Genomic DNA, 13,973 nt, shown 5'->3' with positions numbered 1-13,973 from the left:
TGCCCGAGAAGGCACCGCCACCGTGCCGGGCCATACCGCCGTAGGTGTCCACGATGATCTTGCGGCCCGTGATGCCGCAGTCACCCATCGGACCACCCACGACGAAGCGACCGGTCGGGTTGACCAGCAGCCGCACGTCCGAGGTGTCCAGCCCCAGCCGGTCGACCTCCGGCGCGATCACGTGCTCGCGCACGTCGGTGGTGAGCGTGCCCTGCAGGTCGACGTCGGCCGCGTGCTGGGTCGACAGCACCACCGTGTCCAGGCGCACGGGCTGGTCACCGGCGTACTCGACGGTGACCTGGGTCTTGCCGTCCGGGCGCAGGTACGGCAGCACGCCGTCCTTGCGGACCTTGGCCAGTCGCCGCGAGAGCCGGTGCGACAGGGCCAGCGGCAGCGGCATGAGCTCGTCGGTGTCGTTGCAGGCGTAGCCGAACATCAGGCCCTGGTCGCCCGCGCCCTGCTTCTCGAGCTCGTCCTCGGAGCCCTCGACGCGCGTCTCGTAACCGCTCTCCACGCCCTGGGCGATGTCCGGCGACTGGGCGTCGATGGCCACGTTCACACCGCAGGAGTTGCCGTCGAAGCCCTTGCCGGAGGAGTCGTACCCGATCTCCAGCAGCGTGCTGCGCACGATCCCGGGGATGTCGGCGTAGGCCTCGGTCGTGATCTCACCGGCGACCTGCACCTGGCCGGTGGTGATCATGGTCTCGGCGGCCACCCGCGAGTGCGGGTCGTGGCGCAGCAACTCGTCGAGGACGGAGTCGCTGATCGCGTCCGCCATCTTGTCCGGGTGACCCTCGGTCACCGACTCACTGGTGAACAACCTGCGTCCGCCGCGCAGGTTCGACTGCTCGCTCACGGCTCTCCCCTAGCTTCGTCACTCACTGGGCCCCCGGAAGTCCAGCTGCTCGGACACAGCATCCCACACGGACGCGGCGAGCCGGGATTTCGCACCGTGCGGGATGGGGTGCTCGGTCCCGTCGGCGGCGAGCAGCCAGCCGTCGTTGTCCTCGACCTCGAAGGCGCGCCCGTCGCCGACCGCGTTGACCACGAGCAGATCGCAGCCCTTGCGGGCCAGCTTCGCGCGGCCGTGCTCGAGCACCGTCGTGTTCGGGTCCCCCGTCTCGGCGGCGAAGCCGGCGATCACGCCCGCGCGCAGCTCGTCCTGCCGCCGGGCGCGGACGAGCTCGGCCAGCACGTCCGGGTTGCGGGTCAGCTCCACCGGATCCGGATCGCGGTCGGTCCTCTTCACCTTGTGCTCGGTGCGGTTGACCGGCCGGAAGTCGGTCACGGCAGCGGCCATGACCACGGCATCGGCCCCGTCGGACTCCGCCAGCATCACGGTGCGCAGCTCCTCGGCGGTGCCGACGCGCACGATGCGCGCCCCCGCCGGGTCCGGCAGGTCGGCCGTGTGCGCGGCGACGAGGGTGACCTCCGCCCCGCGCTGGGCGGCCACCCTGGCCAGCGCGTAGCCCTGGCGGCCGGACGAGCGGTTCCCCAGGTACCGCACCGGGTCCAGCGGCTCGCGGTTGCCGCCCGCGGAGACGACGACCCGCCGCCCGTCGAGGTCGCGCGGCAGCCCGCGCGGTTCGGCCAGCAGCAGCCGGGCGAGATCGGCGATCTCCGCCGGTTCCGGCAGCCGCCCCTTGCCGCTGTCCGGCCCGGTGAGCCGGCCGCGGTCCGGTTCGGCGACGGTCACGCCGCGGCTGCGCAGCAGCGCCACGTTGTCCCGGGTGGCCGGGTGCTCCCACATCTCGGTGTGCATCGCGGGCACCATCAGCACCGGGCACCGCGCGGTGAGCAACGTGGAGGTGAGCAGGTCGTCGGCCCGCCCGTGCGCGGCGCGCGCCAGCAGGTCCGCGGTGGCGGGCACGACGACCACGAGGTCGGCCTCCTGCCCCAGGCGGACGTGCTGCACTTCGTCGACCCGGGTGAACACGCCGGTGTCCACGGGGTGGCCGGACAGGGCCTCGAACGTGGCCGCACCGACGAACTGCAGGGCGGCCTCGGTGGGCACCGCCCGCACGTCGTGACCGGTCTCGGTCAACCGACGCAGCACCTCGCACGCCTTGAAGGCGGCGATGCCGCCGCTGACCCCGAGCACCACGCGCGGCCGGTGCTCGGACTCGGTGGCGGTCATTCGCCCTCGGTGTGCTCGAGAACGCCGGAGTGGATCTCGCGCAGGGCGATCGACAGCGGCTTCTCCCGCGGACCCGGCTCGACCAGCGGACCCACGTACTCCAGCAGGCCCTCGCCGAGCTGGGCGTAGTAGTCGTTGATCTGGCGCGCCCGGCGGGAGGCGAAGATCGCCAGCGCGTACTTGGAGCTGACCTGCTCGAGCAGGTCGTCGATCGGCGGGTAGGTGATGCCTTCCGCGGTGTCGGTGGTCGGGCTGCTGTTCAGCGCGGCCAGAGCGCTCGGGGTGCTCACGTGGGTGGCTCCTGCTCTCGTACGTCGGGCAGCGGCACCGGACGGTGCCGCGCGGCGGTGGCGCCGGAATCGGGCCCGGTCACTGCTGCGACCCCGGTCGCTGCTGCAGCCCGGGTGACTACCGCAGTCCAGTATCCACCCGGCCGCAACGACCCGTGCCGCGGCGCCGGGCCGAGCGGACTCGCGCCCGCGGACGCCGGTGGCCCGCCGGGAGCTCGCGGGCTCCCGGCGGGCTCGTCAGCCGAGTCGTGTCAGCCGGGTCGCGCCGGCACCGGACCTGTCGGCGACGGCGGGCTCGGCGCGGTACTGCTGCTCGGCACTCGGGACTGCTGGGCAGCCGGGGCTTCACCGATCGGGGCCGGCAATCAAGCCTAGCAATTCCCGGGTCGCGGAACCCAGCTCGGTGTTGACGACGCAGGCGTCGAACTCCGCACGAGCCGCCAGTTCCGCCCGGGCGGTCTCCAGGCGGCGCTCGACCACCTCGGGGTCCTCCGTGCCCCGGCCGGACAGCCGCTGCACCAGGTCGTCCCACGAGGGTGGCAGCAGCATGACCAGCTGGGCCTCCGGCATCGCCTGCCGGACCTGCCGGGCTCCCTGGAGCTCGATCTCCAGCACGGCGGGGTACCCCGCGGCCAGCGCGGCCTCGACGGGCTTGCGCGGCGTTCCGTACAGGTTGCCGGCGTAGCGGGCGTGCTCCAGCATCTCGCCGGCGGCGATCATCCGCTCGAACTCGGCGGTGTCCACGAAGTGGTAGTGCACGCCCTCCTGCTCGCCCTCCCGCTGCGGGCGGGTGGTCGCGGAGACGCTGAAGTACACCTCGGGGGCGTTCGCCCGCAGTTCGGCGAGCACGCTGGACTTCCCGACGCCGGACGGACCGGAGACGACGGTGAGCCGAGGCCCGCCCGGGTGGGCGCGCCTCGGCTCAGCGCCGGTTCCCGCGTCGCTCACTCGCCGGTGAACTCGGCGAGCAGGGCCTTGCGCTGCCGCTCACCCAGTCCCCGCAGCCGACGGCTGTTGGCGATCTCCAACCGCTCCATGATCTGCTGCGCGCGGACCTTGCCCACGCCGGGAAGGGCTTCGAGCAGCGCGGAGACCTTCATCTTGCCCAGGACCTCGTCGTTGTCCGCGGTGTCCAGGACCTCCGCCAGGCTGGTTCCGCCTCGCTTGAGGCGCTCCTTGAGCTCAGCTCGGGCGCGACGGGCGGCAGCCGCCTTTTCCAGCGCTGCGGCCCGCTGCTCCTCGGTCAGCTGGGGAAGGGCCACCATGTCCTCCGTGATGTGGGGTTTTCTTGATCGGTGCGGCGACGGTATCGACCCCGCGCAGCCGGGCCCCACCGGGGGTCCCGGTCTGTCCGGCGCGATTCAACCAAACCGCCGCACGGTCCGTGACAACCACCCGTACACGGCTTGCACGGGCGCCACGGCCGCTGCAAGTACTACCAACAAAGCCGCTGAAGTGCACTAACCCTCAGCAAAACTCTTCCGTTGTGTCCGTTTCTCGCGCAGTGCGCGCGAGGTTCGGTCTGCACACCGGCGTACTCGCAGGTCAGGCGGACACAGCATACGCACGAGCACAACGTGAGCAAGACCTCCCACCCGCGCGTCCCCCGAACCGGGGACACAGCACGTTCGCCCCGTGAACACCCCTGGTGGCGACGGGGCATCCGCACCGCTGCCGCGTCGAGCACCGCTGCCGCACCGCCCCGGGGCCGACGCCCCCGGGGCGGCGACCCGGGCCCACCCCACCAGCGGCACCGCGGACTTCCGGCGCACCGCGAATCGGCGAAAACCGCGGCACCCCCGAAATTGCGGAACACCCTGAATCGCTTCCGCGCCGCACCCGCGGCGCACCGACAATTCCACCCCGAAAAGATTTTCCCGAAAAACCGACGGACCAGCGCGCCGGGAATCCCGCGCGGCTCCCGCGCCGCCGGGGCGCGAGCGGCACCGCTCCCCGCGCACCGCGCGGATCGCACACGTCACGCCACGAAGCGGACGATCCGGATTCCCGCCGGTCACAGCACGGAAACACCCGTACGTGGCGGCGCTGCGCCTGCTACTATCCACGTGCGGGATCCGGCACCGGGCCGCACCCGCATTTTCGGCACAGATTTCCGGACGAACCTGCGGGACCGGTCGACCCGCCGCGAACGCGGGACATTCCGGTGATCCCAGGTCGCTTCCGGCCGTGTTTGATAGGAATTGATCGTGACTTCCCAACCCACCCGTTCCGATATGTCGCGGATGACCAGAAAAACGCCGCGGCTCGTGCGTTGGGTCCTGCTGTGCCTGCTGAGCTGGATGGCGACGTTCGTGGTGTTCCTCGTCTCCACGGAAGGCGCGATCGCCTCGCACCTCCTCGGCAGCAACAGCATCGCGATCACCCACACCGCCCGGGTGGAGCTCCACCGCGGGCAGCCCTTCGGGCTCGTGAGCAACCGCGAACCGCCGGTGCACTGCCACGTCGCTCCCGACCGGGGCATGCCGCGCAGCCTCCGCGTCGGCACGACCCCGGACTCGTTCAGCCTGAGCAGTCCGACCCCGCCGCGCACGGGGCACGCGTGGTTCGACGGCGGGGCGGACATCCGCTGCACCGCTCCGACGACCTACCTGTCACCGGAGCGCTACGACAACACCGCGCAGCACGTGCTGCTCGCGCTGTGCGCGATCTCCACCCTGCTGCTGCTGATCGTGGCCGCACAGGGGCTGCGCCGCCTGCGCTCCCCCGCCCGGTGACCCCGCCGGTCACCCTCCGCCGACTCCGGTGGGCCCTCCCGCAACGGCGGGCCCACCGGACCGGCGAGCGCTGCGCCGGCGGCTACCGGGTCAGCACCCCGGCGAGCTCCTCGTTGAGCCGTCCCGCGGCCGCGCGCAACTTCTGCGGGTCGGGCCCGTGCCGGAGCACCTCCCGCGCCGTGGCCGGGAGCACCCGCGGCAGCGCCGGCCCGAAGACGGCCCGCAGGCTCTGCGCCGTGCCGCCCTGGGCACCGAGCCCCGGCGCCAGGATCGGCCCGTTGAGGTGCGACAGGTCCAGCTCCGAGGAACGGATCGTCGCCCCGACGACCGCCCCGACGTGCCCCATCGGGCGCGCCTCGGCGTTGACCTCGGCCGCGGCGTCCACGATCGACTGCGCCACTCCGCGGCCGGACTCCTGCTGCGCCCGCTGCAGCGTCGCGCCCTCCGGGTTCGACGTGCGGGCCAGCACGAACACGCCCCGGCCGGTCTGCTCGGCGATGCCCAGCGCCGGCGCCAGCGAGCCGAAGCCCAGGTACGGCGACACGGTCACCGCGTCGGCCGCCAGCGGCGCGTTCTCCTCCAGGTAGGCCTTGGCGTAGGCGGTCATGGTGGAGCCGATGTCGCCGCGCTTGACGTCCAGCAGCACCAGCGCACCCGCCTCCTTGGCGGCGGCCACGACCCGTTCGAGCACCGCCGTGCCCGCCGAACCGTGGCCCTCGAAGAACGCGGCCTGGGGCTTGAAGACCGCGACTTCCTCGCCCATCGCCTCCACGGCTGCCATGGCGAAGCGCTCGATCCCCGCGGGCGTTTCCTCCAGGCCCCACGCGTGCAGCAGGGACGGGTGCGGGTCGATCCCGACGCACAGCGGCCCCCGCGCGCTGGTCGCCTCGGTCAACCGCTGGCCGAAACCGGCCCGCACACCAGCTGCTGTCACCGGTGCTCACCACCCTGCCGCAGCGTCGACTGCAAGTCCTGCACGGTTCGCACGCCGATCGTGCCACTGATCCCGGCCTCGATGCCCTGCACCGCGGCCGAGGCTCCCTGAACCGTGGTCACGCAGGGGACGTCGCGGGACACCGCCGCCGTGCGGATCTCGTAGCCGTCGACGCGCGGCCCCGGGTTGCCGTACGGGGTGTTGATGATCAGGTCGATCTCGCCGGCCTTGACCATCGCCACGATGTCGCGCTCGCCCCCGCCGGCCTCGGTGTGCTTGCCCACGACCGTGGCCGGGATCCCGTTGCGCCACAGCACTTCCGCGGTGCCGCGCGTGGCCAGGACCTCGAAGCCGAGGTCGGCCAGGCGCTTCACCGGGAAGATCAGCGCGCGCTTGTCCTTGTTCGCCACGGACACGAACGCCCGCCCCGAGACGGGGAGCGAGCCGTAGGCACCGGTCTGCGACTTGGCGAAGGCCTCGCCGAAGGACACGTCCAGGCCCATGACCTCGCCGGTGGACTTCATCTCCGGCCCGAGCAGCGAGTCCACGCCGTAGCCCTCGCGGGTGCGGAACCGGTGGAACGGCAGCACCGCCTCCTTGACGGCCACCGGCGCGTCCACCGGGGCGTCCGCCCCGTCTCCGACCGAGGGCAGGATGCCCTCCGCGCGCAGCTCGGCGATCTTGGCGCCGAGCATGATGCGCGAGGCCGCCTTGGCCAGCGAGGCACCGGTGGCCTTGGAGACGAAGGGGACGGTGCGGGAGGCGCGCGGGTTGGCCTCGAGGACGAACAGCATGTCGTCCTTGAGCGCGTACTGCACGTTCAGCAGCCCGTGCACGCCGATGCCGCGGGCCAGCGCCTCGGTGGAGGCCCGCACCTTCTCGATGTCCTGCCGCCCCAGCGTGATCGGCGGCAGCGCGCAGGCCGAGTCGCCGGAGTGCACCCCGGCCTCCTCGATGTGCTCCATCACGCCGCCGAGGTAGACGTCGGTGCCGTCGCAGAGCGCGTCCACGTCGATCTCGATGGCGTCGTCGAGGAACCGGTCGACCAGCACCGGGTACTCGGGGCTGACCTCGGCCGCGCGCGAGATGTAGTCGGACAGCGAGTGCTCGTCGTAGACGATCTCCATGCCGCGCCCGCCGAGCACGTAGGACGGGCGCACCAGCACCGGGTAGCCGATCTCGTCGGCGATGCGCTTGGCGCCCTCGTAGCTGGTGGCGGTGCCGTACTTCGGCGCGGGCAGGCCAGCGCCGGCCAGCACGTCGCCGAACGCGCCCCGGTCCTCGGCCAGGTTGATCGCCTCCGGCGGCGTGCCGACGATCGGCACCCCCTCCGCGGCGAGCCGCTCGGCCAGGCCCAGCGGGGTCTGCCCGCCGAGCTGGACGATGACGCCGGCGACCGTGCCGGAGGCCTGCTCGGCGTGCACCACCTCGAGCACGTCCTCGAAGGTCAGCGGTTCGAAGTAGAGCCGGTCGGCCGTGTCGTAGTCGGTGGAGACGGTCTCCGGGTTGCAGTTGACCATGACCGTCTCGTAGCCGCGGCCGGAGTTGTCCGGGGCCTCGCGCAGCGCCATGGCGGCGTGCACGCAGGAGTAGTCGAACTCGATGCCCTGCCCGATGCGGTTCGGCCCCGACCCGAGGATGATCACCTTGGGCCGCTCGCGCTGCTCGGCGACCTCCGATTCAGCCGCCGGGTCGGACTCGTAGGCCGAGTAGTGGTACGGCGTGCGGGCGGCGAACTCGGCGGCGCAGGTGTCCACCGTCTTGTACACCGGGCGGATGGCGAGCCGGTGGCGCAGCGCGCGCACCCCGTCCTCACCGGCGAGCTCCGGCCGCAGCGCGGCGATCTGGCGGTCCGACAGCCCGGCGCGCTTGGCCCGCCGCAGCAGGTCGTCGTCCAGCACGGGGGCCCCGACGATCTCGCCGCGCAGCTCGACCCACGCTGCGATCTGGTCGACGAACCACGGGTCGATGCCGGAGGCGTGGTGCACGGCCTCCGCGCCCGCGCCCAGCCGCAGCGCGCGCTCCACCGTGTACAGCCGGCCGTCGTGCGGCGTGCGCAGCTGGTCCAGCGCGGACTCGAGCGTGGCGCCGGAGGGATCCGGGGTGGTCCAGAAGCCGGCGGCCTTGGTCTCCATCGACCGCAGCGCCTTGCCCATGGCCTCGGAGAAGCTGCGGCCGACGGCCATGGCCTCGCCGACGCTCTTCATCGTCGTGGTCAGCTCCGTGTCCGCCCCGGGGAACTTCTCGAAGGCGAACCGCGGCACCTTGACCACCACGTAGTCCAGCGTCGGTTCGAAGCTCGCCGGCGTTTCACCGGTGATGTCGTTGCTGATCTCGTCCAGCGCGTAGCCGACGGCGAGCTTGGCGGCGATCTTGGCGATCGGGAAACCCGTGGCCTTCGACGCCAGCGCCGAGGAGCGCGACACCCGCGGGTTCATCTCGATGACGACCATGCGCCCGGTGCGCGGGTGGATGGCGAACTGGATGTTGCACCCGCCGGTGTCCACCCCGACCTCGCGCAGCACCGCCATGCCCACGTCGCGCATGTTCTGGAACTCGCGGTCGGTCAGCGTCATCGACGGCGCCACGGTCACCGAGTCGCCGGTGTGCACGCCCATCGCGTCGACGTTCTCGATGGAGCAGACCACGACGACGTTGTCGGCGTGGTCGCGCATCAGCTCGAGCTCGTACTCCTTCCACCCGAGCACGCTCTCCTCGATGAGCACCTCGTGCACCGGGGACTCGGACAGCCCGAACGAGGCCATCCGCTCGAGCTCCTCGTGGGTGTGCGCCATCCCCGAGCCGAGGCCGCCCATGGTGAAGCTGGGGCGGATGACCACCGGCAGGTCGTGCTCCTCGACGAAGGCGCGCACCTCCTCCATCGACCGGCACACCGCGCTCTCCGGCACGCCGCCGCCGATGGAGCGCACGATGTCCTTGAACCGCTGGCGGTCCTCACCGCGCTGGATCGCCTCCACGTCCGCGCCGATGAGCTCGACGCCGTAGGAGGCGAGCACCCCCCGCTCGTGCAGCTGCATCGCCGTGTTCAGCGCCGTCTGGCCGCCGAGCGTGGCCAGCAGGCAGTCGATCGGCCGCCCCGCCGCCTTCTCGCTGGCGATGACCTTCTCCACCGACTCCGGGGTGATCGGCTCGATGTAGGTCGCGTCGGCGAACTCCGGGTCGGTCATGATCGTCGCCGGGTTCGAGTTCACCAGCGAGACCCGCATCCCCTCGCCGCGCAGCACCCGGCACGCCTGCGTACCGGAGTAGTCGAACTCGCACGCCTGGCCGATCACGATCGGGCCCGACCCGATGACCAGCACGTGCTCGATATCCGTCCTCTTCGGCATCAGCGGGCCTCACTCATCAACGTCACGAACTCGTCGAACAGGGGGGCGGCGTCGTGCGGACCGGCGGCCGCCTCGGGGTGGTACTGCACGCTGAACGCGGGCCGGTCGAGCATCCGCAGGCCCTCGACCGCGCCGTCGTTGGCGCAGTGGTGGCTGACCGTCGCGCGGCCCAGGTCGCTGTCGAAGACCTCACCGGGCTCGCCCTCCACGGCGAAGCCGTGGTTCTGCGCGGTGATGGCGACCTTGCCCGTGCTGTTGTCGATCACCGGGATGTTGATGCCCCGGTGGCCGTACGGCAGCTTGTAGGTACCGCGGCCCAGCGCGCGGCCGAGGATCTGGTTGCCGAAGCAGATCCCGAACAGCGGCAGTCCGCGGTCGATGGCCCGCCGCGCCAGCTCGACCTGCTGGTCGGTGGTCGCCGGATCGCCCGGGCCGTTGGACAGGAACACCCCGTCGGCGCCGGTGGCCAGCACCTCCTCCAGCGTCGCGGCCGCGGGCAGCACGTGCACCTCGATGCCGCGCTCGGCCATCATCCGCGGGGTGTTCGACTTGATCCCCAGGTCCAGCGCCGCCACGCGGAAGCGGGCCTCGCCCGCCGCCGGCACGACGTAGGGCTCGGCGGTGGTGACGTCACCGGCCAGGTCGGCGCCGACCATGCCGGTGCTGCCGGTGACCCGCCGCAGCATCTCCTCGTCCGAGCCCACCTCGGGCCCGGAGAACACGCCGCCGCGCATCGCGCCGAACTCGCGCACGTGGCGCGTCAGGGTGCGCGTGTCGATCCCGGCGATGCCGACCACGCCCTGGCGCGCGAGCTCGTCCTCCAGCGAGCGGGTGCTGCGCCAGTTCGACGGGCGCCGCGCGGGGTCGCGCACGGCGTAGCCGGCGACCCAGATGCGCCGTGATTCGTCGTCTTCGTCGTTCCAACCGGTGTTGCCGATCTGCGGTGCGGTCTGCACCACGATCTGCCGGTGGTAGGAGGGGTCGGTCAGGGTCTCCTGGTAGCCGGTCATCCCGGTGGTGAACACCACTTCGCCGAGGGCGCTGCCCACCGCGCCGTAGGCCTGCCCACGGAAGATCCGACCGTCCTCGAGTGCCAGCGCGGCCGGCGCGTGCGCGGTCATGCTTCCTTACCTTTCTGCAGCGGGTCGTCCGCCCGCCCGTTCTCCGTCTGCTCGTCCGCCTGCTCCGGGTGCGCGAGGACGTCGACCGCCTCGGCCCACCGCTGGTGGGCCTCCCGGTCCGCGCCGCGCACACCCGTGTCGAGTTCGTGCTCGCCGAGCCGCCAGGTCACCACGACCAGGCCGATCCCCGGCACCACCTTGTTCGCCAGCTTGTGGTCCACCCGGGCGCGGGAGATCGCCTCAGCCGGGATCCACACGTCGTCCGCGCCCTCGCGCTCGATCAGCAGCCCGGCGGCGTGCAGCCGCGCGACCGCCGAGGAGCGGACCCCGAGGCCGGACGCGGCGATGCGGTCCTGCCAGTCCCCGGCGTGGACCGTGCCCACGTACAGCCCGCTCAGCGCGGTCACCAGCTCCCCGCCGAGCTCCGCGGGCGGCTGCGGCAGCGGCGGTAGCGCCGCCGCCTGCCCGCGCGCCCGGTTCCGCCATCCCCGGCGCATGCCGTACAGGCACAGCGCCGCCAGCGCGACCAGCGCCAGCACCCACAGCGCGCGGCTCATCAGCACCTCCCACCGCTCTGCGCGGCGACACGGCCCTCGTGCGCGGTGACGCGGCCGCGCAGCACGGTGGCCAGCACGCGTCCCGGCAGCGTGCAGCCCTCGTACGGCGTGTTCACCGCCGTGCTGGCCAGTTCACCGCCCCGCACCGTCCACTCGGCGTCCGGGTCGACCACGGCCAGGTTCGCCGGTTCGCCGACCGCGATCGGCCGGCCCTGGTCGGGCAGCCCGGCGATCTCCGCCGGACGTTCGCTGAGCACGCGCGCCACACCGCGCCAGTCGAGCAGCCCCGGGCGCTGCATCGTCCGCAGCACCACCCCGAGGGCGGTCTGCAGGCCGAGCATGCCCGGTCGGGCCGCGGACCACTCGCTGTCCTTGTCCTGCTCGGCGTGCGGCGCGTGGTCGGTGGCCACGCAGTCGACGGTGCCGTCGGCCAGCGCCCGCTGCAGCGCGGTGACGTCGCCGTCCTCGCGCAGCGGCGGGTTCACCTTGTTCACCGGGTCGAACGTGGCCAGCCGCTCGTCGGTGAGCAGCAGGTGGTGCGGGGTGACCTCGGCGGTGGCGCGTCCCGGCCGGTCCTGGGACTTCCACCAGCGCAGCAGTTCGACCGCGCCGGCGGTGGAGACGTGGCACACGTGCAGCCTGCCCCCGGTGTGCCCGGCCAGCAGGCAGTCGCGGGCGACGATGGACTCCTCGGCCGGCGCGGGCCAGCCCGCCAGGCCCAGGCGGGCGGCGTTGGCTCCCTCGTGCGCCTGCGCGCCCGCGGTCAGCCGCGGGTCCTCGGCGTGCTGGGCGACCACCCCGCCGAAGGCGCGGGTGTATTCCAGCGCGCGGCGCATGACCAGCGGGTCGTGCACGCAGTGCCCGTCGTCGGAGAACACGCGCACCCCGGCGGCCGAGGAGGCCATGCCGCCCAGTTCGGCGAGCTTCTCGCCGGCCAGCCCGCGGGTGACCGCGCCGACCGGGTGCACGTCGACCAGGCCGACCTCCCGGCCGCGCCGCCACACGTGCTCGACCACCACCGCGTTGTCGGCCACCGGGTCGGTGTTGGCCATGGCGAACACCGCGGTGTAGCCGCCCAGGGCGGCCGCGGCGGCGCCGCTGTCCACGGTCTCGGCGTCCTCCCGGCCGGGTTCGCGCAGGTGCGTGTGCAGGTCCACGAAGCCGGGCAGCAGCACCGCGCCCCCGGCCTCGACCGTCTCGTCGGGGGTGGCGGTGATCCCCGGTGCGATCTCGGCGATCACGCCGTCGTCGATGAGCACGTCCTGCGGGTCGCCCGCGCCGTAGGGCCGGACGTCGGTGAGCAGCACCCGGGTCATGCCGTGGTCTCCTCTCCGGCCAGCAGGTGGTAGAGCACGGCCATCCGCACGTGCACTCCGTTGCGGACCTGTTCGGTCACGGTGGCGCGCGGCGAGTCCGCCACCGCCGGTGCGATCTCCATGCCGCGCAGCATCGGTCCGGGGTGCAGCACCACGGCGTGCTCCGGCAGCCGCGCCAGGCGGCGCGCGTTCATGCCGTAGGCGAGGGAGAACTCGCGCTCGGACGGGAAGAAGCCGCCGTGCATCCGCTCGGCCTGCACCCGCAGCGTCATCACCGCGTCGAGCCGCGGCAGCTCGGGGTCGAGCTCGTGGACGACCGGCGCTCCCCAGGATTCCACGCCCGCGGGCGCGAGCGTGGGCGGTGCGACGAGCACCACCTCGGCGCCGAGCGTGCGCAGCAGGTGCACGTTGGACCGCGCCACGCGGCTGTGCAGCAGGTCACCGACGATGCCCACGCGCCGCCCGGCGAGGCCGCCGAGCCGTTCGCGCAGGGTCGCGGCGTCCAGCAGGGCCTGGGTGGGGTGCTCGTGCATGCCGTCCCCGGCGTTGACCACCTGGGTGCCGGTCCCGTCGAGCCACTCGGCCAGCCGCTGCGGTGCCCCGGAGGACGGGTGCCGGGCGATGACGCAGTCGGCGCCGGTCGCCGACAGGGTCAGCGCGGTGTCCCGCAGCGACTCGCCCTTGCCGACCGAGGACCCGCCGGCGGAGACGTTGACCACGTCGGCGCTCATCCACTTGCCGGCGAGCTCGAAGGAGACCCGGGTGCGCGTCGAGTTCTCGTAGAACATCGTGATCGCGGTCCGCCCGCGCAGCGTGGGCAGCTTGCGGACCTCGCGGCCCAGCAGGGTCCGCTTGAGGCTGTCGGCGGTGTCCAGCACGGCGGTCGCGGTGCCGGCGTCCAGGTCCGCCGCGGACAGCAGGTGGCGCATCACCGCTTCTCACCCCGCCTCAGCAGCACCGAGTCCGTTCCGTCCACCTCGGCGAGGCGGACGGCGACGTCCTCGTGGCGGGCGGTCGGCAGGTTCTTGCCGACGTAGTCCGCGCGGATGGGGAACTCCCGGTGCCCGCGGTCGGCGAGCACGGCCAGCTGCACCACGCGCGGACGTCCCTGGTCGCGCAGGGCGTCGAGCGCCGCGCGCACGGTCCTGCCGGAGTAGAGGACGTCGTCGACGAGCACGACGAGCGCGTCGTCGACCCCGCGGGCGGGCACGGTGCTCGGTTCGAGCGGTCGGTTCGGCCTGCGCCGCAGGTCGTCGCGGTAGAGCGTGATGTCGAGCGCACCGGAGGGCACCTGCACACCGCTGAACTCGGCGATGCGCTCGGCGAGCCGGTGCGCGAGCGGGGTGCCGCGGGTCGGGATGCCGAGCAGGACGACGTCGCTGCCCTCGGAATCCAGCGCGGTCTTCTCGATGATCTGGTGCGCGATCCTGGCGATCGTGCGCGCAACGTCACCAGCCGCCAGCAGCTCCCGCTGCTCGACCGGGTCCGCCGCGCCCGCCTGCTGGCGTGACGCCACGGTCTGACCTCCTTCCC

The 13,973-nt window shown here is 72.9% G+C and carries 13 protein-coding genes; 1 reads left to right on the top strand and 12 read right to left on the bottom strand.

The features are described from left to right. From metK to mihF, 5 genes are all read right to left on the bottom strand, one after another. On the bottom strand, positions 1 to 778 hold a 778-nt coding region (gene metK, locus ACYVJE_RS15310; protein ID WP_461144985.1), incomplete at its 3' end, for a methionine adenosyltransferase. A gap of 96 nt (positions 779 to 874) precedes the next feature. Beyond that, entirely contained in the window at positions 875 to 2,137 is a 1,263-nt protein-coding gene (gene coaBC, locus ACYVJE_RS15305) for a bifunctional phosphopantothenoylcysteine decarboxylase/phosphopantothenate--cysteine ligase CoaBC (RefSeq protein WP_461144975.1), read from the bottom strand. Next, complete coding sequence (gene rpoZ / locus ACYVJE_RS15300; protein ID WP_459156512.1) at positions 2,134 to 2,427, bottom strand: DNA-directed RNA polymerase subunit omega; 294 nt, start codon at positions 2,425 to 2,427, stop codon at positions 2,134 to 2,136. The genes coaBC and rpoZ overlap by 4 nt, the downstream gene beginning before the upstream one ends. Before the next feature lie 345 nt (positions 2,428 to 2,772). Continuing rightward, on the bottom strand, positions 2,773 to 3,375 hold the full coding sequence (gmk, locus tag ACYVJE_RS15295; protein ID WP_459156513.1) for a guanylate kinase: 603 nt from the start codon (positions 3,373 to 3,375) through the stop codon (positions 2,773 to 2,775). Beyond that, positions 3,372 to 3,689 carry an integration host factor, actinobacterial type gene (mihF, locus tag ACYVJE_RS15290; RefSeq protein ID WP_459160032.1) on the bottom strand — a complete coding sequence of 106 codons (318 nt, stop codon included), beginning with the start codon at positions 3,687 to 3,689 and terminating at the stop codon, positions 3,372 to 3,374. The genes gmk and mihF overlap by 4 nt, the downstream gene beginning before the upstream one ends. Positions 3,690 to 4,670: 981 nt before the next feature. Here mihF and ACYVJE_RS15285 point away from each other — a divergent pair. Beyond that, on the top strand, positions 4,671 to 5,162 hold the full coding sequence (locus ACYVJE_RS15285) for a hypothetical protein (RefSeq protein WP_459156514.1): 492 nt from the start codon (positions 4,671 to 4,673) through the stop codon (positions 5,160 to 5,162). Positions 5,163 to 5,244: 82 nt separating this feature from the next. Here the strand turns inward: ACYVJE_RS15285 and pyrF are convergent, their stop codons facing one another. Genes pyrF through pyrR form a run of 7 tightly spaced genes read right to left on the bottom strand, consistent with a single transcriptional unit; the run spans position 5,245 to position 13,956 of the window. Further along, positions 5,245 to 6,096, bottom strand: a complete 852-nt coding sequence (pyrF, locus tag ACYVJE_RS15280) for an orotidine-5'-phosphate decarboxylase (protein ID WP_459156515.1) — start codon at positions 6,094 to 6,096, stop codon at positions 5,245 to 5,247. Next, complete coding sequence (carB, locus tag ACYVJE_RS15275; RefSeq protein ID WP_461144974.1) at positions 6,093 to 9,446, bottom strand: carbamoyl-phosphate synthase large subunit; 3,354 nt, start codon at positions 9,444 to 9,446, stop codon at positions 6,093 to 6,095. The genes pyrF and carB overlap by 4 nt, the downstream gene beginning before the upstream one ends. Beyond that, the gene (gene carA / locus ACYVJE_RS15270) at positions 9,446 to 10,567 is read right to left on the bottom strand and encodes a glutamine-hydrolyzing carbamoyl-phosphate synthase small subunit (RefSeq protein WP_459156517.1); all 1,122 of its coding nucleotides are present in this window, start codon (positions 10,565 to 10,567) and stop codon (positions 9,446 to 9,448) included. The genes carB and carA overlap by 1 nt, the downstream gene beginning before the upstream one ends. Next, positions 10,564 to 11,124, bottom strand: a complete 561-nt coding sequence (locus ACYVJE_RS15265; RefSeq protein WP_461144973.1) for a PH-like domain-containing protein — start codon at positions 11,122 to 11,124, stop codon at positions 10,564 to 10,566. The genes carA and ACYVJE_RS15265 overlap by 4 nt, the downstream gene beginning before the upstream one ends. Next, positions 11,124 to 12,440: a dihydroorotase gene (locus ACYVJE_RS15260; RefSeq protein ID WP_461144972.1), complete on the bottom strand. Its 1,317-nt coding sequence runs from the start codon at positions 12,438 to 12,440 to the stop codon at positions 11,124 to 11,126. The genes ACYVJE_RS15265 and ACYVJE_RS15260 overlap by 1 nt, the downstream gene beginning before the upstream one ends. Beyond that, positions 12,437 to 13,369 (bottom strand): aspartate carbamoyltransferase catalytic subunit, encoded by a 933-nt coding sequence (locus tag ACYVJE_RS15255; protein WP_459156520.1) that lies wholly within the window; start codon positions 13,367 to 13,369, stop codon positions 12,437 to 12,439. Before ACYVJE_RS15255 ends, ACYVJE_RS15260 begins: the two co-directional genes overlap by 4 nt. Beyond that, positions 13,369 to 13,956 (bottom strand): bifunctional pyr operon transcriptional regulator/uracil phosphoribosyltransferase PyrR, encoded by a 588-nt coding sequence (pyrR, locus tag ACYVJE_RS15250; RefSeq protein WP_461144971.1) that lies wholly within the window; start codon positions 13,954 to 13,956, stop codon positions 13,369 to 13,371. The genes ACYVJE_RS15255 and pyrR overlap by 1 nt, the downstream gene beginning before the upstream one ends. Positions 13,957 to 13,973 lie beyond the last annotated feature (17 nt).

This window comes from Salinifilum aidingensis, from assembly GCF_054782015.1.
Note: the sequence above shows the minus strand (reverse complement) of the source record. Positions and strands in the feature narration are given on the sequence as shown.

Coding starts and splice junctions, on each gene's coding strand:
- coaBC (WP_461144975.1), bottom strand. CDS start 2,137: ATGACCGCCACCGAGTCCGAGCACCGGCCGCGCGTGGTGCTCGGGGTC.
- ACYVJE_RS15285 (WP_459156514.1), top strand. CDS start 4,671: ATGACCAGAAAAACGCCGCGGCTCGTGCGTTGGGTCCTGCTGTGCCTG.
- carB (WP_461144974.1), bottom strand. CDS start 9,446: ATGCCGAAGAGGACGGATATCGAGCACGTGCTGGTCATCGGGTCGGGC.
- carA (WP_459156517.1), bottom strand. CDS start 10,567: ATGACCGCGCACGCGCCGGCCGCGCTGGCACTCGAGGACGGTCGGATC.
- ACYVJE_RS15265 (WP_461144973.1), bottom strand. CDS start 11,124: ATGAGCCGCGCGCTGTGGGTGCTGGCGCTGGTCGCGCTGGCGGCGCTG.
- ACYVJE_RS15260 (WP_461144972.1), bottom strand. CDS start 12,440: ATGACCCGGGTGCTGCTCACCGACGTCCGGCCCTACGGCGCGGGCGAC.
- ACYVJE_RS15255 (WP_459156520.1), bottom strand. CDS start 13,369: ATGCGCCACCTGCTGTCCGCGGCGGACCTGGACGCCGGCACCGCGACC.